The sequence below is a fragment of the Caballeronia sp. LP006 genome (assembly GCF_031450995.1).
GTDB lineage: Bacteria > Pseudomonadota > Gammaproteobacteria > Burkholderiales > Burkholderiaceae > Caballeronia.
In genome coordinates this window covers 330,540-349,452 of the sequence record NZ_JARTVW010000002.1, presented here as the reverse complement: position 1 = coordinate 349,452, position 18,913 = coordinate 330,540, and the positions used below count along the sequence as shown (strand labels likewise).

At 61.6% G+C, this 18,913-nt stretch carries 17 protein-coding genes; 13 read left to right on the top strand and 4 right to left on the bottom strand.

Annotation, left to right across the window (positions count from 1 at the left end; genetic code table 11):
- The first annotated feature begins 80 nt into the window (after positions 1-80).
- Entirely contained in the window at positions 81-1,463 is a 1,383-nt protein-coding gene (locus tag P9250_RS02340; RefSeq protein ID WP_310390870.1) for an MFS transporter, read from the top strand.
- 9 nt (positions 1,464-1,472) lie between these two features.
- Here P9250_RS02340 and P9250_RS02335 read toward each other — a convergent pair whose 3' ends face one another.
- The 3 genes from P9250_RS02335 to P9250_RS02325 all read right to left on the bottom strand — a co-directional run bounded on the left by P9250_RS02335 (position 1,473) and on the right by P9250_RS02325 (position 4,882).
- Positions 1,473-2,300: a phosphodiesterase gene (locus tag P9250_RS02335; RefSeq protein ID WP_244831750.1), complete on the bottom strand. Its 828-nt coding sequence runs from the start codon at positions 2,298-2,300 to the stop codon at positions 1,473-1,475.
- Positions 2,301-2,434: 134 nt separating this feature from the next.
- Entirely contained in the window at positions 2,435-3,745 is a 1,311-nt protein-coding gene (locus P9250_RS02330; RefSeq protein ID WP_310390869.1) for an SGNH/GDSL hydrolase family protein, read from the bottom strand.
- Between the two features lie 105 nt (positions 3,746-3,850).
- A complete protein-coding gene (locus tag P9250_RS02325) occupies positions 3,851-4,882 on the bottom strand; it encodes a LacI family DNA-binding transcriptional regulator (protein ID WP_310390868.1) in 1,032 nt (343 codons plus the stop codon).
- A gap of 199 nt (positions 4,883-5,081) precedes the next feature.
- Between P9250_RS02325 and P9250_RS02320 the strand changes: the two genes are divergently transcribed.
- From P9250_RS02320 to P9250_RS02310, 3 genes are read left to right on the top strand one after another with little or no spacing between them, the layout of a single operon-like run.
- On the top strand, positions 5,082-6,242 hold the full coding sequence (locus P9250_RS02320) for an L-talarate/galactarate dehydratase (protein WP_310390867.1): 1,161 nt from the start codon (positions 5,082-5,084) through the stop codon (positions 6,240-6,242).
- Positions 6,243-6,285: 43 nt separating this feature from the next.
- Positions 6,286-7,620 (top strand): tricarballylate/proton symporter TcuC, encoded by a 1,335-nt coding sequence (gene tcuC, locus P9250_RS02315; RefSeq protein WP_310390866.1) that lies wholly within the window; start codon positions 6,286-6,288, stop codon positions 7,618-7,620.
- A gap of 31 nt (positions 7,621-7,651) precedes the next feature.
- Positions 7,652-8,803 carry an epoxide hydrolase gene (locus P9250_RS02310; protein ID WP_310390865.1) on the top strand — a complete coding sequence of 384 codons (1,152 nt, stop codon included), beginning with the start codon at positions 7,652-7,654 and terminating at the stop codon, positions 8,801-8,803.
- Positions 8,804-9,072: 269 nt separating this feature from the next.
- On the opposite strand, the gene P9250_RS02305 is transcribed toward P9250_RS02310, so the two are convergent.
- Positions 9,073-10,182, bottom strand: a complete 1,110-nt coding sequence (locus P9250_RS02305) for an alkene reductase (protein ID WP_310390864.1) — start codon at positions 10,180-10,182, stop codon at positions 9,073-9,075.
- Between the two features lie 179 nt (positions 10,183-10,361).
- On the opposite strand from P9250_RS02305, the gene P9250_RS02300 reads away from it, so the two are divergent.
- The 9 genes from P9250_RS02300 (at position 10,362) to P9250_RS02260 (ending at position 18,897) form a co-directional block, all read left to right on the top strand.
- Positions 10,362-11,249: a LysR substrate-binding domain-containing protein gene (locus P9250_RS02300; protein ID WP_310390863.1), complete on the top strand. Its 888-nt coding sequence runs from the start codon at positions 10,362-10,364 to the stop codon at positions 11,247-11,249.
- A gap of 116 nt (positions 11,250-11,365) precedes the next feature.
- Complete coding sequence (locus P9250_RS02295; RefSeq protein ID WP_310390862.1) at positions 11,366-12,256, top strand: alpha/beta hydrolase; 891 nt, start codon at positions 11,366-11,368, stop codon at positions 12,254-12,256.
- Positions 12,257-12,488: 232 nt separating this feature from the next.
- Entirely contained in the window at positions 12,489-13,370 is an 882-nt protein-coding gene (locus P9250_RS02290) for a polysaccharide deacetylase (RefSeq protein ID WP_244831741.1), read from the top strand.
- 23 nt (positions 13,371-13,393) lie between these two features.
- Positions 13,394-14,764, top strand: a complete 1,371-nt coding sequence (locus P9250_RS02285) for an MFS transporter (protein WP_244831740.1) — start codon at positions 13,394-13,396, stop codon at positions 14,762-14,764.
- Between the two features lie 18 nt (positions 14,765-14,782).
- Positions 14,783-15,538, top strand: a complete 756-nt coding sequence (locus P9250_RS02280; RefSeq protein ID WP_310390861.1) for an SDR family NAD(P)-dependent oxidoreductase — start codon at positions 14,783-14,785, stop codon at positions 15,536-15,538.
- Positions 15,539-15,563: 25 nt separating this feature from the next.
- Complete coding sequence (locus tag P9250_RS02275) at positions 15,564-16,319, top strand: SDR family oxidoreductase (protein WP_310390860.1); 756 nt, start codon at positions 15,564-15,566, stop codon at positions 16,317-16,319.
- A 12-nt stretch (positions 16,320-16,331) separates the two neighbouring features.
- Positions 16,332-16,631: a hypothetical protein gene (locus P9250_RS02270; RefSeq protein WP_244831737.1), complete on the top strand. Its 300-nt coding sequence runs from the start codon at positions 16,332-16,334 to the stop codon at positions 16,629-16,631.
- Positions 16,628-17,677, top strand: coding sequence for a GTP-binding protein (locus tag P9250_RS02265; protein WP_310390859.1), 1,050 nt, complete (start codon positions 16,628-16,630; stop codon positions 17,675-17,677). The genes P9250_RS02270 and P9250_RS02265 overlap by 4 nt, the downstream gene beginning before the upstream one ends.
- Before the next feature lie 41 nt (positions 17,678-17,718).
- Complete coding sequence (locus P9250_RS02260) at positions 17,719-18,897, top strand: PotD/PotF family extracellular solute-binding protein (protein WP_409014800.1); 1,179 nt, start codon at positions 17,719-17,721, stop codon at positions 18,895-18,897.
- Positions 18,898-18,913 lie beyond the last annotated feature (16 nt).

Sequence of the window (18,913 nt, the reverse complement as noted above, 5' to 3'; positions counted from 1 at the left end):
CCGTCACACTCGCGCCACACGAATTTTCGTCCGTCTCAAGTCGTCACGCTGACGAATCGCTTACGTATGGGAGTCACGCAATGAGCTTCGATCATCTGGACTCACAGCAGGTCCGGCGCTTTCAACGCAAGGTCACGCTGCTGTCCGCCGGAGGCACTTTCCTCGATGGCTTCGACTTGACGATCGTCGCCGTCGCGCTGCCTTCGGTGATCAAGCAGTGGCATCTCGGCGTGGGCGTGCAGAGTCTCGTGGTGTCGTCGGCCATCATCGGGGCCTTCATCGGCGCGGCCTGGCTGGGGCGGCTGACGGATCGCTTCGGCCGCAAGGCCATGTATGTCGTCGATCTGCTGGCGTTCGTGCTGTTCGCGCTCTTGACGGCCGTCTCACAGAGTGCGTGGCAACTCATCCTGTTTCGCTTCTTGCTGGGCGTGGGCATCGGCGCGGACTATCCTATCTCCGCCACGCTCGTCGCCGAATTCAGTTCGCGGCACAAGCGCGGACAGCACGGCACCTTTCTCGCGGCGATGTGGTTTGTCGGCGCGGTGGCCGCGTATGTCGTGGGGCTTGCGTGCCTGCCGCTCGGCGATAACGCATGGCGTTACATGCTGGGCGTGGGCGCCATCTTCGCGTTGATCGTGTTCTTCTTTCGCATGACGCTGCCGGAATCGCCGCGCTGGCTGCAATCCAAAGGCCGTCACGAGGAAGCCGAAGCCGTCATGCTCGCGGTAACGGGCGAGCGTGTCGTGCTTGCGCGCGAGGTCGAGTCGAAGGGCAGTCTCGCATCGCTCTTTTCCAGGCCCATGCTGCGCCGTACAATCTTCGTGCTTGGCTTCTGGTTTTGTTATGCAACTGCTTATTACGGCATCTCCATGTACGCGCCGACCATCATCTCGCCGTTCTCGCATGGCTCGCGCGTGCTGACGATCATCGGGTCGGGTCTCATCGCCATTCTCGGGATGATCGGCGCGATCATCGGCATGAATCTGGTGGATCGCTGGGGACGCAGGCCGCTGCTGATCACGTCGTTTGCCGGGCTTTCCGCCGCGCTTCTCGTGCTCGCGCTCAACTCGAAGCCGACCTTCGGCTTTCTCGTCGTGCTGTTCAGTTGCGCGGTTCTGTTCGCCAATTCGGGCGGCGGCATTCTCAACTTCGTCTATCCGACCGAGCTCTTTCCGACGAACGTGCGTGCGGGCGCATCGGGTCTCGCGACTTCCGTAAGCCGCATCGGCTCGATTCTCGGCGTACTCGTGTTCCCCAATTTCGTCGCGTGGTGGGGCGCGAGTGCGGCGCTGTGGTTCTTCTTCGGCATCGCGCTCGCGGGCTTGCTGATCTCCGTGTGGCTCGCGCCTGAAACGCGCAATCTGAGCCTCGAACAACTGAACGCGCTCGAAGAAGGGAACAAAGGCAAGCGCGCGGCGAGTGCGTCGAACGCAGCCAATGATCTCGGCATGGTGCGACGCTGAGAGCACCGCTTAGTCGATGAGCGCGTCGTTCTCGTCATAGAACGGATAAGCACCGCCGTAATCGCCGATGAATGCCGTATGCGTGACGAGCCCTTCGCCCGCGACATAGCGATGCAACTGGAATGCGGGCGGTTCCATCACGAAGCGCGACGGGCCGCGTTTGCGCAAGTCGAGCGCGACTTGATGCGCGGTCGACGGACACACGCTCGCGATCGTGCCGGCAAAGCGCATTTGAATGGCGCGATGCACGTGCCCGCACAGTAGACGCTCGATCTGCGGATGACGCGCGACGATAGCCGCGAGCTTCGCTGCATCGGCGGCATCGAGCTTTTGCTCGTCCATATGCTCGATACCGCAATCGAACGGCGGATGATGCATGGCAAGCAAGGTCGGCTGCGCAGCGCTTCTTGCCAGCGTCTCTGCAATCCAGTCGAGCCGTTCATCGCACAGCCGGCCGCCTCCGTGTGGCGGGTCTTGCGAGTCCGCGACGACAATGCGTACGCCGCCTAGCTCGAACGCATACTGAACAAAACGCGCTTGGTCTCGCAGATACGCATGATCGCCGAATACCTCGCGCAGCGCTTCTCGTCCATCGTGATTACCGATGCAAAGGTAATACGGAATCGCAAGCGGATTCAGTAGCGTACGTAGATAGGCGTATTCCTCGGTATCGCCGAAATCCACGAGATCGCCCGTGATCAGCACGGCGTCGGGTCGCGGATCGAGTGCGTTGAGATGCTCGATGCATCGGCTGAGATAGGCGGCGGTATCGACACGTCCATAGGCGAGCTTGCCGGGACGCTTGATATGGAGATCGCTGATTTGCGCTAATAGCATGAGAGTCGACAGGCCGTGCGGGTGCAGGGTCCATGCGAAGAATGGGCGAATCAGCAGGATAGCGCGGACAGGTGGGTAGTGCGCGGGAAGACGCGAATGCGAACGCGCGCGATGCGCGTCCGCATGTTCCTCAATCAATGATGGTCGTGATCGCGGTCGCGGTCGTCGTCGGCCCTGTAGAGCAGCGATAGATCGACAGCATTGGCCATGGCCGCATAGCCCGCATCGTTGGGATGCAGATGATCGCCGCTGTCATACACTGCGCGAATGTCGATCGGATGCGCCGGATCGCGCAGCACCGCATCGAAATCCACGACTGCATCAAACGCGCGGCTCGTACGTATCCAGGCATTGACGGTCTGACGGATCGCTTCCTTTTGCTGCGTCCAGTAGCCTTGGTTCGGCGTGCCTTGCAGCGCGTTGTGGAACGGCGTCAGTGTGCCGCCCACGATCTTGATGCCGCGCAGATGAGTCCGCGCGATGATCTGCTTGTATCCGTCGATGATGTCCTGCGCCGGAACGAGTCCCGCCGTCGGGTCGAGCACGGTCTGAGGCCAGCCGATATCGTTGATGCCTTCGAGGAAGATCACTAGCTTGACGTTCGACTGGCTGAGGACATCGCGGTCATAGCGCGCGAGCGCACTGATGCCCGAGCCATCCTTGATCACGCGATTGCCGCTGATCCCCTGATTCAGCACGGCATAGCTGCGCCGCGCCGAGCCGCCGTTCAACCGTTGCGAGAGATCGTCGGGCCAGCGGCGGCTCGCATCGACGGTGGAGGCGTAGCCATCCGTGATCGAATCGCCGAAGGTCACGACGGCGGGTGTGTCGCGGTCGGTATCGATCAGCACGCCGGACAGGAAAAAGCGGTTCGTGTATTTTTGCGGAGAAGGTTGATCGGCCGTGGCGGTGTTGTCGCCACTCGATACATACGCGTTCTGCACGGCCAGTTGATGCACGGTTTGTGCTTGCGTGGCGTCGGGCAGGAAGAAGCTCACGGCAATGTCCGCGAACGGCGGCAGCTTGATATCTACCGGATCGCTGAGAATCGGCGCACCTGCATAAAGCGTGACCGTGGTCTTTCCGCCGAAGGTAAGCGTGCGGTCGGAGTTCGGCGCGATCTTCGCGCCGCCGACGGATAACGCAATATGTACCGGTCCCACCGTTACTGGCGTCGTGCCGAACTCGTTGGTGAGACGCACGCGAACGCGGTCGCCGCCAACGCTCAAGTGCACGACCTGGCGAATCGTCGTCGACGCATTGAAGCTCTGCGGCGTGGTCAGGTTGTTATTGCGATCGGCACTTGCTGTCCATGTGGAGATCCATCCATCGTCGCGGCCGTCTCCTCGCGATGCCGAGACGTTCGGCGCGGCGAGAACGAAATACGCTGCGCATAGCAGCGCCATCGCGCGGCCAGCCGCGCGGAAGAACAGACGTTCGCTCATGGATGTCTCCGTTATTTATTTGACCATCCTGTAAGGATAGCCAAGTAAATATGGACGACGAATTGAACGATGTCACTATCGTATACCCCGCTGCTTGCGGGCGTGTCATGTGCTTTCGCGGTCGATGATCGTAAAGCCCGTGTCGATCTTCACGCGCGAGGAAACGGCGCCCGTGCGGCCCTGCAAAAAACGCGCGAGCAAGGTACCGGCCGCTTTCATGCCGATGGTCGCGCCATCCACACGTACCGTCGAGAGTGCAGGGTACACGTGCGCGGCGGTGCTCAAGTCGCCGAAGCCCATCACGGCGATATCGTCCGGTACGTTCAACTTGCGGCTGGCGGCTTCCGCGAGCACGCCCTGCGCGAGCGTGTCCGAACTGCATACGATGATGCGCGGCGGCCGTGCCTGCAACAGCTTTGCCGTGCCTTCTCGTCCTGCCTGCAACGTTGCCGGCGCGGGCATTATCTCGAACGCGGTGTTCCTGATTCCCTGTGTCGCGAGTTGCGCAATCAAACTCTTGCAGCGCCGCAAACCGCGTGGATCGTCCACGGACAACACGCCGAAGTCACGATAGCCCTTCGCGACGAGATGTTGCGCGACCTCTTTACCCACCTGTTCGTGCGAGAAACCGATGACCGTATCGATAGGTTTGCTCGTGAGATCCCATATCTCGACAACGGGTATGTTGGCCTTCACCAGCCGCGCGACGGTGGCCTTGCTGTGACTGGTGCCAGCGAGCACGATGCCATCCGGGCGGCGTCCGAGAATGGCTTCGACGAGCGCTTCCTCGCGCGAGATTGAATAAGCGGTCACGCCCAGCAACGTTTGATATCCCGATGCCGTCAGACGGTCCACCAGCGCCTGCACGGTGTCGGCGAAGATGGAGTTGGCAATGGTCGGCAACAGAATGGCCACGAGACGGCTTTTGCTGCTCGCCAGTCCTCCAGCGAGCAGGTTGGGCACGTAACCCGTCGCGCGAACGGCGTCGAGCACCTTCTTCTGCGTGTCGCTGCGCACGAGTTCCGGCCGGTTCAGTGCGCGCGACACGGTCATCGGCGCGACGCCCGCCACACGCGCGACATCGATAAGCGTCACGCTTTCCGCCGTCGCCTGAATGCCTTCGTCTTTCTTCGCCATATTTCCCCGACTTCGTTTTTTTCAAAGCGCCACGCATTGGATTAGACCATGAAGGCCCACCGATCAAAGACGTTCGCACTCGTGCATTAAGCGTAAACCATGATGATTGCGCAATCAATTAAGCTTGAATGATTGCGCAATCATTGTATGATCGACTCATCGCTAAAGGCTTCGAACTCGTCATTCAAGGAATCGGCACATGAACGCAACGTCTTCGCTCCTCGCAGAAACATCGAACGATTCAATAAGGTGGATTCGCGTCGCCTCCACGTTCTTGCCGCTCGCCAATCCCATCAGCGACGCCAAGGTGCTGACCGGCCGGCAGAAGCCGATGACCGAGATCGCCATTCTTTTCGTGGAGATCGAAACGGCCGATGGTCATCGCGGACTCGGCTTCAGCTATTCAAAACGCGCGGGCGGTCCGGGCCAGTTCGCGCATGCGAAGGAGATCGCGCCCGTGCTGATCGGCGAGGACCCGAGCGACATCGCGCGGCTGTGGGACAAGCTCGCGTGGGCGGGGGCCTCGGTGGGGCGCAGCGGCATGGCGGCGCAAGCCATCGGCGCGGTCGATGTCGCGCTGTGGGACTTGAAGGCAAAGCGCGCGAACCTCTCGCTTGCCAAGCTGCTGGGCGCGCAACGCGAGTCGGTACGCTGCTACAACACGTCCGGCGGTTTCCTGCATACGCCGCTCGATCAGTTGATGACCAACACCGACATATCGCGCGAAAAAGGCATAGGTGGCATCAAGCTCAAGGTGGGCCAGCCGGACTCGGCGCTCGACATTCATCGCGTGCAAACCGTGCGCAAGCATCTGGGCGATGCCTTCCCGCTCATGGTCGACGCCAACCAGCAATGGGACCGTCCGACCGCACAACGCATGTGCCGAACGTTCGAACAGTTCAATCTCGTCTGGATCGAGGAGCCGCTCGATTGCTACGACGCCGAAGGCCATGCAGCGCTCGCCACGCAATTCGATACACCGATCGCCACCGGCGAGATGCTGACGAGCGTGTCGGAACACTGGGAGTTCATCCGGTTGCGCGGGGCGGATTATCTGATGCCGGATGCACCGCGCGTCGGTGGCATCACGCCGTTTCTTAAAGTCGCGACGCTCGCGGATCACGCGGGTCTCATGCTCGCGCCGCATTTCGCCATGGAACTGCATGTGCATCTCGCGGCAAGTTATGCACGCGAGCCGTGGGTCGAACATTTCGAATGGCTCGAACCGCTCTTCAACGAACGGCTCGAAACGCGCGATGGCCGCATGCTCGTGCCGACGCGTCCCGGTCTCGGTCTCACGCTCAGCGACCGCGTTGCGGGCTGGACTGCGCAGGAAGTGGAGATCGGCGCACGCGCCTGACGTTTCAATCGGCCAGAAAGAACGCTTTTCGACAGGAGTAGCGATGAAGGATTCCGCGGTTGCAAGCCCAGGCCTCGCGTCAGCGAGTGCGCCGGAGGTCGACAGATCGAGAGTCGCGATCAAGCCGATCATTCAGGTCGTCGCCGGCAATGCGCTGGAAATCTACGACTTCATGATTTACGGCTATTACGCGAGATACATCGCGCAGACGTACTTTCCGAGCGACAACGAATACATCTCGCTGATGATGTCGCTCATGACCTTCGCGTTCGGGTTTCTCGCGCGGCCCGTGGGCGCTATCGTGCTCGGCGCTTATACGGACCGTCATGGGCGCCGCAAGGGTCTCATTCTCGCGTTGTCGTTGATGTCGCTCGGCATCATCTCCGTGGCATGCACGCCTTCCTACGCGAGTATCGGTATCGCGGCGCCGATCATCGTCTTGCTTGGACGGCTGATGCAAGGGTTCTCCGCAGGCGCCGAACTCGGCGGCGTAGTGGTCTATCTCGCGGAGATCGCGCCGGCCAGACGCCGCGCGTTTTATACGTGCTGGCAAGCCGGCAGCCAGCAAATCTCCGTGATGGTGGCGTCGCTCGTCGGACTCGTTCTGCTTTACTGGCTGACGCAAGACGAACTGCACGCATGGGGATGGCGCGTGCCGCTTCTGCTCGGCTGCATGGTCATTCCCGTCATGTTCTGGCTGCGGTCGAGTCTTCAGGAAACGTCGGTGTTCGCGGCCAGAAAGCGCGCGCCGAAGATGTCCGAGATCTGCACGAGCCTGGTCTCGGACTGGCGCACCATCGTGCTGTGCATGGGCATAGTGTCGATGGCGACTGTGACTTCGCAGACCATCACCACTTACGCGCCGACCTTCATCAAGAGCCTGAATCTGGGCGCATCCGCGGGCTTCATCATTCTCTTCTTCGGCGGTTTGTCGGTGCTCGTCTGGCTGCCGATCATGGCGCTCGTGGCCGATCGCTTCAACCGTCGCACGGTGCTGATCGTCGTAACGTTGCTGGCCGCCGTCACCGCGTATCCGCTGATGTCATGGCTCGCCACGCATGCAACCGTGCTGAGGTTCGCGGTGGTCGAACTGTGGTTCTCGTTCATCTATGCAGCCTACAGCGCCGTTCAGGTCGCGGCCATGGTCGAACTCGTGCCGCCCAATGCGCGCACATCCGGCTATGCGTTCGCGCAGGCTATCGCAGCGGCCGTGCTGGGCGGCTTCACGCCCGCCATCCTCACATGGCTCACGCACACGTTTCATAGCAGCGCGATGGTCGGCGTGTGGCTCGCGATCAACGCGGCGATCAGCCTCGCGGCGGCGCTTTGCCTGAATCACGAGAAGACGGGAGCGCGGCAAAAGGTCGAGTTACACTGAACCTCCGACCTTGCTGGAGTAGCGACCCGCCATGCACATCGAGCCATTCAAGATTGCCGTTCCCGACGAAGCGATCGACGACCTGCGCCGCCGGCTACGCGATACCCGCTGGCCACCCATGACGCCATCCGAGTCTTGGAAACAAGGTATCGATATCGCGTGGCTGCGCGAACTCGTGCAGTACTGGACCGATACGTTCGACTGGCGCGCTGCCGAACGCGAGCTCAACCGGCAACCGCAATTCATCGCGGATGTGAACGGCCAGCGCGTGCACTTCGTGCATCGGCGGGGCGTAGGTCCAAAGCCGTATCCGGTCATCATCACGCACGGCTGGCCGGGATCGTTCTTCGAGTTTCATGCGCTGACGGAGATGCTGTGCGATCCCGCATCGTTCGGAGCGGACCCGGTCGATTCCTTCGATGTCATCCTGCCGTCGCTGCCGGGCTTCGCGTTTTCCGCCGCGCCCGCGCAGCCCGGCACGTCCGCGTTTCAAGTCGCCGATATCTGGGCCGCGCTGATGCAAGGTCTAGGCTACGAGCGCTTCGGTGCGCAAGGCGGCGACCTGGGTTCGGCGGTGTCGGTTGCGCTGGCGTTACGGCATCGACGGCATGTCGATGGTATTCATCTCAACTTTCTGCCGGGCTCTTACGAACCATCCGTGGATCCGGCAAACGCGCCGATGAATGCTGCCGAACAAGACTTCGTGCGCGCGCGAAGCGAGTGGGTCGCACTAGAAGGCGCCTACGCGCACATGCACAGCACGAAGCCGCAGACGCTTGCTGCATCGCTCAACGATTCCCCCGTGGGACTCGCCGCATGGATCTGCGAGAAATTCCGCGCATGGAGCGATTGCGACGGCGATGTGGAGCGCAGTTTCTCGAAGGACGAGTTGCTGACGAATCTCTCGCTCTACTGGCACACGCAGAGCATTGGCACGGCGGTGCAGATGTACTACGAAAACCGCCTGCAACCCATGCGTTTCGCTGCGGGTCAGCGCGTGTTGCCGCCAGTGGGTTACGCGCGCTTTCCCAAAGAATTGAGCCGGCCGCCGCGCGAATGGCTCGAACGTGTCTTCGATGTCGCGCAATGGACCGAGATGCCGCGCGGCGGCCACTTCGCCGCGATGGAAGAGCCCGAACTTCTTGCGGCCGAAATGCGCACGTTCTTCAGGCGTTTTCGTTAGTCATGCCGCGGCGGGCGCCGCTTCGCACAAGGTCAGCGTGAACGCCGCGATCTTGCAGACCGACGCGGTCAAGCCAAGATCGGTCACGACGCAACATTCAGCGTGATCGACCCGAGCGCGGCGCCGAGTGAGAAGCCGATACATATGAACCATGCATTGAGGGATAACGCGAGAGGCGTACCGCGCAACCCCGCAACATGCCGAGCGCGAGCCAGCAGAGTGGCGTCAGAGACACCGGCGGGGAAGTAGCGTTCATGGCGGCGTCCGGCTTACGCGGCCCGTGCTTCGGCGCGATGGAACGGATAGTCGGTATAGCCAGCTTCGGTCCCGCCAAAGAACGTGGGACGGTCATAGGCATTGAGCGGCCACCGATTGCGAAGGCGTTCGGGCAAATCCGGATTGGCGATGAAGTCGCGTCCGAACGCCACTAGATCGGCATCGCCTGCTTGCAGGATGGCTTCGGCCGTCGGCCCCTTGAAGCCGCCCGCCGCGATGATGACGCCGTCGTAATGCTTGCGGATCAGTTGCGCGGCCACGGGTGCGGGGTCTTTGCTGTCGTCATCGACATTGCCGAGCACGCGCGGTTCGATCAAGTGCAGATACGCCAGATCGAGCTTCGACAATTCACGCGCCACGTAGGAGAAGAGCGCTTCGGGATTGCTGTCCGACATATCGCCCCACGTGCCGCTCGGCCCGAGGCGCACCGCGACGCGCTGGCTGCCCCACACGGAGATGACGGCGCGCGTGACCGCCAGCAGAAAGCGCGCGCGGTTTTCGAACGAGCCGCCGTAGATGTCGGTGCGCATGTTGCTTCCGTCTTGAAGGAACTGATCGAAGAGATAGCCGTTCGCGGCGTGCAGTTCGACACCATCGAAACCGGCTTTCTTGCCACGCTCCGCTGCCGTGCGGAAGCGCTCGACGAGTTGCGCGATTTCCGGAATGGTGAGCGCGCGGGCCGGGGTGTTGGGAATCCAGCCAGCTTCCGTATAAGCGACGCCGCCATGCAATACCGCCGACGGAGCCACCGGCGCGCCGCCATCCGGCTGCAACTGGCTATTGGACTGGCGGCCCGCGTGATAAAGCTGAAGGAAGATGCGGCCGCCTCTTTCATGCACGGCTTCCGTGACTTGCTTCCAGCCTTCGATCTGGCTGTCGTCGTAAAGGCCGGGCGCGCCGAGGTAGCCGTTGCCGTTCGGCGCGGCAATGGTCGCTTCGCTGATCAGAAAGCCGCCTTTCGACGTGCGTTGCGCATAGTACTCGGCCATCAACGGGCCGGGGATGGCGCCTTTCTCGGCACGCATGCGTGTGAGCGGCGCCAGCACGACGCGATGCGAAAACTCGTAGGGACCGACTCTCACGGCTGAATGAAGTTTGGACATGTTCTCTCTCCGGAATGCGAATGACCGTCGAATTCTTCGACGGCAGGTGTTAAGGCTTGAAGAGAGTGTATGAACCGGACGACAGAAGAAAAATGGGCTAAGGTTCCGAATATATCGGACAAGAACTTCCTTAATCGGCGGATCGCGTCGCGCGAGTCGGCCAGTTCTTCGGGTTACTCATGGACAGCCTAGGCGGCATTTTGATGTTCGTGCAGGTCGCTGAAACGCGCAGCTTCACGGAGACCGGACGGCAATTGGGCGTGTCGTCGTCGGCGGTGGGCAAGGGCATTGCACGCATGGAAGAGCGTCTCGGCGTGCGGCTTTTTCATCGCAGCACGCGCAGCATTACGCTGACCGCCGAGGGCGCGCTCTTTCTCGAACGTTGCAGGCGCATCCTCGGCGAAGTCGAAGCCGCCGAAGCCGAACTGTCCAATGCAGCGGGCAGCCCGCGCGGGCGTTTGCGAATCAGCACGCCGCAGTTGTCCGCGCTCATCATGCCCGCGCTGGACGGGTTCATGGCGCAGTATCCGGATATCGAAATCGATGTCGATCTGTCAGACCGTATGGTCGATATCATCGAGGAAGGCTTCGACACCGTGATTCGCACGGGCGCGCAGCACGATTCGCGGCTCGTTTCGCGGCGTCTCGGTTCATGCGGGCAAGTGGTCGTCGCGTCACCCGGATATCTGAAGCAGCATGGCGTGCCGCGTCATCCGGCGGAACTCGTGAATCACGCATGCCTGCTGCATAAGTTTCCCGCCACCGGCAAGCTCGAACGCTGGCCGTTTCAGCTCGGCACGGCGGAAGCGGAGCCCGAGTTGCCGCAGACGTTCGTGAGCAACACTATCGAAGTGCTGGCGTTCCTGGCGCTGCAAGATAAAGGACTTATCTTCGTGCCGACCTTTCTCGTGCGCGATGCGCTTGCGAGCGGCGCGCTGCAAATCGTGCTGGACGATTACATCGATCAGACGGTGACATTCTGGATTCTCTGGCCGGCGACGCGTTATGCATCGCCGAAGCTGCGCGTGTTCATCGACTACATCAGCGAGCATTTGCGGATTGCTTAGTCTCTATCGCGAATGACCTCCGCTTTCGAGCGTGTTCGATATCTAGTAAGCGCCACGTGAATCATGCGGATCGTATACGCTAGCTGTCATCGAACGTCTACGTCGAGGATAAGCGCATGATCAACCGCATCGAGACCGACTTGCTTGATATCGCTTATGAAGAGTCCGGGCCGACAGACGGCTGGCCCGTTGTGTTGCTGCATGGCTTTCCCTACGACATTCATTCATTCGATAAAGTCGCGCCGCTCCTCGTGGCACAAGGCGCACGCGTCATCGTTCCTTATCTGCGTGGTTACGGTCCAACGCGCTTCCTTTCCGCCGATACCCCGCGTTCCGGTCAGCAAGCGGCGTTGGGCGCTGACCTGCTCGCATTGCTCGATGCGCTCGACATCGGGCGCGCAATGCTCGGCGGCTACGACTGGGGCGGACGCGCCGCGTGCATCGTCGCGGCGCTGCATCCCGAACGCGTCAGGGCGCTCGTCACGCTCAACGGCTACAACATTCAGGACATCGCGGCATCGGGCAAGCCGTCGTCGCCGGAAAACGAGCTTCGCTACTGGTATCAGTATTACTTTCATGGCGAGCGCGGCCGTGCCGGCCTGACCGCGAACCGCCGAGAACTCTGCCGCTTGCTGTGGACGCTATGGTCACCGAGCTGGCGCTTCGAAGACGACACTTACGCCGCGACGGCCGCATCGTTCGACAACGAAGACTTCATCGATGTCGTGATCCATTCGTATCGGCATCGCTATGGGCTCGTGAATGGCGATCCGCATTACGACGCGCTCGAACAGCAACTCGCGAAGGCGCCGCCCATCTCCGTTCCCACGATCTCGTTCGACGGCGCGGACGACGGTGTCATGTCCACCGGCGGCACCGCGCATCACTCCGTGCATTTCAGCGGACCTTTTGAATATCGCGTCGTCGAAGGCGCGGGATACAACCTGCCGCAAGAAAAACCCAAGGCATTCGCCGATGCCTTACTAACGCTGCACGCGCAAACCTAACCCCTCGCCGTCGCCTCCGTTCAATCCGGTCCGCGCTCAATACACGGACCGCGCCTCCGCACGCCCGTCCCTTTTCATCTTCGAGATCGTTACTAAGGGTAATCCCTCATTTGCCGATTATTTTTGAACCCGGCATCGTAAACGTATGTTGTCAACGATGTACATTTAAGTGCCCGGTGAAAGCGAAGCAATGCTTCGAACCGACAACGCAGCGCTCAAAGGAGAAAAGCAGATGGCCAAGGAAATACTCGTAGCATTCGGCATCGACGTCGATGCGGTCGCCGGATGGCTCGGCTCATACGGCGGCGAAGACTCGCCCGACGACATCTCGCGCGGCCTCTTTGCGGGCGAAGTCGGCTCCATGCGCCTTCTCAAGCTCTTCGAGCGCGAGAAGATCAAGACCACATGGTTCATTCCCGGCCATTCGATCGAGACTTTTCCCACGCAGATGCAGGCGGTTGCGGACGCGGGCCACGAGATCGGCATCCACGGCTATAGCCACGAAAACCCCATCGCGATGACGCCGGAGCAGGAAGAAGCCGTGCTGGATCGCAGCATCGACCTGGTGACGAAACTCGCGGGCAAGCGGCCGACGGGCTACGTCGCGCCGTGGTGGGAGTTCAGTAACGTGACGAACGAGTTACTGGTGAAGAAGGGCATCAAGTACGACCACAGCCTGATGCACAACGACTACCACCCGTACTACGTGCGCGTCGGCGACAGCTGGACGAAGATCGACTACAGCAAGCATCCGGATACGTGGATGAAGCCGCTTTCGCGCGGACAGGAAACGGATCTCGTGGAGATTCCCGCGAACTGGTATCTCGACGATCTCCCGCCGATGATGTTCATCAAGAAGGCGCCCAACAGTCACGGCTTCGTCAATCCGCGCGATATCGAGGAGATGTGGCGCGATCAGTTCGACTGGGTGTACCGCGAGCACGACTATGCGGTGTTTCCCATCACCATCCATCCCGATGTATCCGGCCGCGCGCAAGTGCTGCTCATGCTCGAACGTCTGATCGCGCATTTCCGCAAGCACGAAGGCGTGCGCTTTTGCACCTGCGATGAAATCGCCGACGACTTCCTGCGCCGCCAGCCACGCAAGTCCTGACCCTACCGATACGAGCCCATCCCATGACTCCTTCCGAGCTCAGCAAGAGCGCGCCGGCGAAAGCGAACCCGCTGTCGGCATCAAGTTTCAAACTCGAACAGATAACGCCCGGCGACGTAAAACGCGCAACCGTGGTCGCTTTTTTCGCGTGGGTGTTTGCCGTGTACGACTTCATCCTGTTCGGCACGCTCTTGCCCGAGATCGGCAAGCACTACAACTGGGACGCCGCCTCGCAAGCCGAAATCGCCACGCTGGTGGCAATCGGCACGGCGGTGATCGCCTTCGCCATCGGACCATTACTGGATCGTCTCGGCCGCAAGGCAGGGCTCTTGTGGACGGTGGCTGGCGCGGCGTTGTGCTCGGGACTGACGGTCGTGGGCGGCGCAATGGGTCAGTGGCCGCTCGTGTTCATCCGCGCACTCTCGGGTCTCGGTTATGCCGAGGAAACCGTCAACGCGACTTACCTCAACGAACTGTACTCGGCCGCCAACGATCCGAAGCTCAATCGCAACAAGGGCTTCATTTATAGCCTCGTGCAAGGCGGCTGGCCTATTGGCGCGCTGATCGCATCCGGTCTCACGGCGCTCTTGTTGCCGCGTATCGGTTGGCAAGGGTGCTTCATCTTCGCGACGTTCCCGGCCATCGTCATCTTCTTCATGACGCGGCGTCTGAAGGAAAGCCCGCAATTCCTGCTACACAAGCGCATCAAACAGTTGCGCGAAGCCGGTCACGACGGCGAAGCGCGCAGTCTCGCGGGCACGCATTCGGTGGACTACGAGGAGCACAGCCGCGCAGGTCTTTCCGAAGCGTTTCGCGGCAGCGCATTGCGTGCGACGCTCGTGCTCGGCGGCGGCATTCTGCTGAACTGGTCCGCGATTCAGGTGTTCAGCGTGCTCGGCACGACGGTGCTCACTCGCGTGCATAACGTGTCGTTCGAAAGCTCGCTGCTGATTCTCGTGTTGTCGAACGTGATCGGCTATTGCGGTTATCTGAGTCACGGATGGATCGGCGACAAGATCGGCCGGCGCAACACGCTCGCCATCGGCTGGATGCTCGGCGGTCTGTCGTTCGCGGGCATGCTTTATGGTCCGAGCAGCCAGGGCGTGGTCGTCGCGCTCTATAGCCTCGGTCTCTTCTTCCTGATCGGACCGTATTCGGCGGCGCTGTTCTTCATCGGCGAAAGTTATCCGACGGCCATTCGCGGCACGGGCAGCTCGATCGTCCATGCAATGGGTCCCATCGGCGCGATCCTCGCGGGCGTCGGCGTCACCTCGATGCTCAATCACGGTAGCGACTGGCTGCACGCGGCGCTCTGGTTCGGCGCATTGCCGTGTTTCCTTTCCGGCGTGCTGATTCTGTTCGCGCGTCATGTCGATCCCACCGAAATCAAGTAACTCCACTGGAGGTCTTTCGTGAAAGCAGCATTGGTAACGGGCGCGGCGAGCGGCATTGGGCAAGCGCTGGCCGTGGCATACGCGCAGATCGGCGTGGCCGTGGTCGGCGGATACTTCCCTGGCGATCCGCATGACCCGCAAGTCACGGCAGCCGAAGTCGAGAAGGCGGGCGGTCAGTGCGTGATGCACGCGGTGGACGTGACTTCCGCCGAGGAAGTCGAAGCCTTCGCGAACGAAGCGATCACGCGCTTCGGACGCATCGACTATGCGGTGGCGAATGCGGGCTTGCTGCGCGCATCGCCGCTCACGGAGATGAGCGACGAACAATGGCATCAGATGCTCGATGTCGATCTGTCCGGTGTCATGCGCATCTTCCGTGCGGCAGCGCGGCATATGACCGATGGCGGCGCGATGGTCGCGATATCGTCCATAGCGGGTGGTGTCTATGGATGGGAGAACCACACGCATTATTCCGCCGCGAAGTCGGGCGTGCCGGGACTGTGCCGCGCAGTGGCGATGGAACTCGCGCCGCGCAACATCCGTTGTAATGCGGTCATTCCGGGCCTGATCGAAACGCCCCAATCGCTCGATGCAGTCAATTCGCTCGGCCCCGATGGCTTGCGCGAAGCCGCGAAGGGCATTCCGCTCGGACGCGTCGGCAGGCCGCAAGAAATCGCCGCGCTGATTCGCTATCTGACGAGCGACGACGCCTCCTACATCACCGGCCAGTCGATCATCGCGGATGGCGGACTCACCGTGCGCTGGCCCGGCTGATTCTCACGCACAGGAACAACAGCACATGGCATCCTTTTCACTCGAAGGTCGTCGCGCGGTCGTGACCGGTGCGGCAAGCGGTATCGGCGCGGCAATTGCGCTCGCTTATGCGGAAGCGGGCGCGCGTCTCGTGCTCGCGGACCTCAACGAAACGCGTCTGGCCACACAAGCGGACGCATGCCGCGCGCTCGGCGTCACAGTGCAAACCGTGATCGCCGATGTCGGCGAAGAGGCGGGCGCGCACGGTATCGTGGATCGTTGTATCGAGGCTTATGGCGGCATCGACATTCTCGTGAACAATGCGGGCATGCTCACGCAGGCACGCTGCACGGACCTCACCACGTCGATGTGGGACGACATGATGCGCGTGGACTTACGCAGCGTGTTTCTCTGCTCGCGTCGCGCATTGCCTTCGATGACCGCGCAGCGCTGGGGACGCATCATCAACGTGGCGTCGCAGCTCGGCATCAAGGGCGGCGCGGAACTCACACATTATGCGGCGGCCAAGGCGGGCGTGATCGGCTTCACCAAATCGCTCGCGCTGGAAGCCGCGCCCGACAACGTGCTCGTCAACGCCATTGCGCCGGGGCCGATAGAGACACCGCTCGTCGATGGAATCAGCGCATCATGGAAGGAGATGAAGGCGAAAGAACTGCCGCTGCGCCGCTTCGGCCGCGCGGAAGAAGTCTCGCCCACGGCGGTCTTGCTCGCCTCCGATCCGGGCGGCAACCTGTTCGTCGGGCAGACGCTCGGACCGAATTCCGGCGACGTCATGCCTTAAGAGGGAGGTTTCATGTGCGGCATGTGCGGATTACTTGGCGGCGGACGGCACTGGTCGAACACGGTTTCGGCGGGCGCGGGCGTGAATGCGCGCGCGCAGCGCTATGCGCAGGTCGCGCATGCGAACCGCGTGCTCGAAACGTTTCGTCTGCGTCTTGCCGACTTTCACGGCCAATCGTTCGTACTCTCTTCGCCGACCGGCGCGCAATTGATGATCGAAGACTTCATGCAGATATGGAAGGCCGCGGAAAGCATGCTCGGGCGTCCGCTCGATCCGCTGACACTTTTCGCCGATGACGAGACCGCGCCATGAGCCTTGCCTACGATGTGATTCCGGTGATCGTCGTGACGGGCTTTCTCGGCAGCGGTAAATCGACCTTGCTTGCAGATGTCCTCAAGGGCGATGCCGCGCGCGATACGGCCGTGCTCGTCAACGAATTCGGCGAAGTCGGGCTGGACCATTTGTTGATCGGCAAGGTGGAAACCCAGACCGTGCTGCTCGACAACGGTTGCGTCTGCTGCGCCATTCGCGGCGAGTTGAAGGACGCGCTTGCGCACCTGTTCTCACGACGCGCACGCGGTGAAGTGCCGCCGTTCTCGCGTGTGGTGCTGGAAACGACGGGGCTTGCCACACCCGCGCCGATCATGGCGACCTTGCTCGGCGATCGCGTGGTATCGAGTCATTATTCGATCGCGTCGGTCGTCACCGTGGTCGATGCCGTCAACGCGCGTCAGCAACGCGAGCGGCATTCCGAATGGCTCGCGCAAGTGGCGGCTGCGGACCGTCTACTCATCAGCAAGACGGACCTCGTGGATGAAGCTCACGTCGCGGCACTCGAAGCCGAACTCGAACGCGTGAATCCGGCCGCGAGCATGGCGCGCCGTACCGTTCACGACGATGCATCCGCGGTGCTCGGCCTTGCAGCGCATGTGCCGGATTTCGCGGACTTCGTGCGTCGCACGGGCATGACATCGAACGCACGACGTGACGATGGCGAGCGTCCATTGGCGCGTCTTTCGCAACACCGGGAGAACCTCTCGACGCTGACTTCCTTCTCTATCGATTTCGACCAGGCACCCGACTGGCCCGTGTTCACGTTATGGTTCACCATGCTGCTCAACCGTCACGGTGATAACATCCTGCGCGTCAAGGGACTGCTCGCCATTCGCGGCGAGTCCCAACCGGTCGTGCTGCATGCCGTGCATCATCTCGTGCATCCCGTATTGCATCTCGACGCTTGGCCCGGCGGCGCGCCGCTTTCGCGACTCGTGTTCATTACGGAAGGACTGGATCGCGACGCAGTGGCTGATTCCTACCGGCGCTTTTGCCGGCACCTCGAGACAGAAGCCATAGATTGAATCCCGTCCGCTCGAATCTCTCCGGTCCACAAGCACCTGCCGTGCATCCGTCGAAAGTCGAGTTGCGCGTGCTCGGCACATCCGTCACGCTACAGGAACATCTGCGCAAGCGCGCGGAGCAGGACCTGGGTATCAAACTGCGCTTCATCGTCGATGACGGTTCGAGTGTGCAGCGCGAAGGCGTGATGCACCCGGACCGCTACGAACTCTACGATCAATGGTTTCATAGCATCGAATGCCTGTGGCCCGCGCATGCGTTGCAGCCTATCGATGTCGCGCGCATTCGTCGTTGGGACGAGGTCAACACACTTGCGCGCACCGGACATACCGGACGCAATTCGAGCAATGGCGTGGGCTGCGTGCCCGCCGACCGCCTCTTCGTGCAGACGGACGGATCGCTTGCGCGCAAGCCGAGCAAGCGCATCAGCATGCTGCCGCTCACGCACAATGCAGACAGCTTCGTCTACCTCGAAGATGCCATGCCGCCTTCGCTTCTTGCAGGCGAGGAAAGCTGGGCATGGCTGCTTGCGCCCGAACTTGCGGGACGCGTGGCGCTGCAGGCGGATGCGGCCATCGGCGCGATCGATGCCGCGCTGGCGGTGCAAGCCTGCGGGCTGATGCGCTTCGAGGATATCGGCAACCTGAGTATCGAAGAGATCGATGCGTTGATCGCCACGCTCATCGACTTCAAACGGCGCGGTCATTTCGCGGGCTTCTGGTCGAGCTTCGCCGAAGCCGCGCAATTGATGATCGCGGGCAAGGTCGTGATTCAAAGCATCTGGTCGCCGGCGACGGTCGAACTGGAACGCGCCGGTTTGCGCTTTCGGCTCGCGCGGCCGCGTGAGGGGTATCGTGCTTGGTTCGGCGGTATCGGTATATCGCGGCTCGCGCATGGACGCATGCTCGATGCCTCCTACGAATATCTCAACTGGTGGCTCGAAGGATGGGCAGGCGCGACCATGGCGCGTCAGGGCTTTTATATCTCGAACCCGGAGCGTTCGCGCGAGCACATGAGCGACGCGGAATGGGCGTACTGGTACGATGGCAGAGAAGCGCCCAAGGACCTTCCCGGTCCGACGCGCAAGCATCTCGTGCCTGCCGGACAGATGCGCGACGGCGGCAACTACGTCTCGCGCATGAGCCGGGTCGCCGTGTGGGACTCGGTGATGGACGAGCATAACTATCTCGTACGCCGCTGGACCGAATTCATGCGGTCCTGACAGCGAAGTTCGTTCA

Bases quoted from the DNA above. Each gene is read 5' to 3' on its own strand.
- P9250_RS02340 (WP_310390870.1), top strand. From the start codon at position 81: ATGAGCTTCGATCATCTGGACTCACAGCAGGTCCGGCGCTTTCAACGC.
- P9250_RS02335 (WP_244831750.1), bottom strand. From the start codon at position 2,300: ATGCTATTAGCGCAAATCAGCGATCTCCATATCAAGCGTCCCGGCAAG.
- P9250_RS02330 (WP_310390869.1), bottom strand. From the start codon at position 3,745: ATGAGCGAACGTCTGTTCTTCCGCGCGGCTGGCCGCGCGATGGCGCTG.
- P9250_RS02325 (WP_310390868.1), bottom strand. From the start codon at position 4,882: ATGGCGAAGAAAGACGAAGGCATTCAGGCGACGGCGGAAAGCGTGACG.
- P9250_RS02320 (WP_310390867.1), top strand. From the start codon at position 5,082: ATGAACGCAACGTCTTCGCTCCTCGCAGAAACATCGAACGATTCAATA.
- tcuC (WP_310390866.1), top strand. From the start codon at position 6,286: ATGAAGGATTCCGCGGTTGCAAGCCCAGGCCTCGCGTCAGCGAGTGCG.
- P9250_RS02310 (WP_310390865.1), top strand. From the start codon at position 7,652: ATGCACATCGAGCCATTCAAGATTGCCGTTCCCGACGAAGCGATCGAC.
- P9250_RS02305 (WP_310390864.1), bottom strand. From the start codon at position 10,182: ATGTCCAAACTTCATTCAGCCGTGAGAGTCGGTCCCTACGAGTTTTCG.
- P9250_RS02300 (WP_310390863.1), top strand. From the start codon at position 10,362: ATGGACAGCCTAGGCGGCATTTTGATGTTCGTGCAGGTCGCTGAAACG.
- P9250_RS02295 (WP_310390862.1), top strand. From the start codon at position 11,366: ATGATCAACCGCATCGAGACCGACTTGCTTGATATCGCTTATGAAGAG.
- P9250_RS02290 (WP_244831741.1), top strand. From the start codon at position 12,489: ATGGCCAAGGAAATACTCGTAGCATTCGGCATCGACGTCGATGCGGTC.
- P9250_RS02285 (WP_244831740.1), top strand. From the start codon at position 13,394: ATGACTCCTTCCGAGCTCAGCAAGAGCGCGCCGGCGAAAGCGAACCCG.
- P9250_RS02275 (WP_310390860.1), top strand. From the start codon at position 15,564: ATGGCATCCTTTTCACTCGAAGGTCGTCGCGCGGTCGTGACCGGTGCG.
- P9250_RS02270 (WP_244831737.1), top strand. From the start codon at position 16,332: ATGTGCGGCATGTGCGGATTACTTGGCGGCGGACGGCACTGGTCGAAC.
- P9250_RS02265 (WP_310390859.1), top strand. From the start codon at position 16,628: ATGAGCCTTGCCTACGATGTGATTCCGGTGATCGTCGTGACGGGCTTT.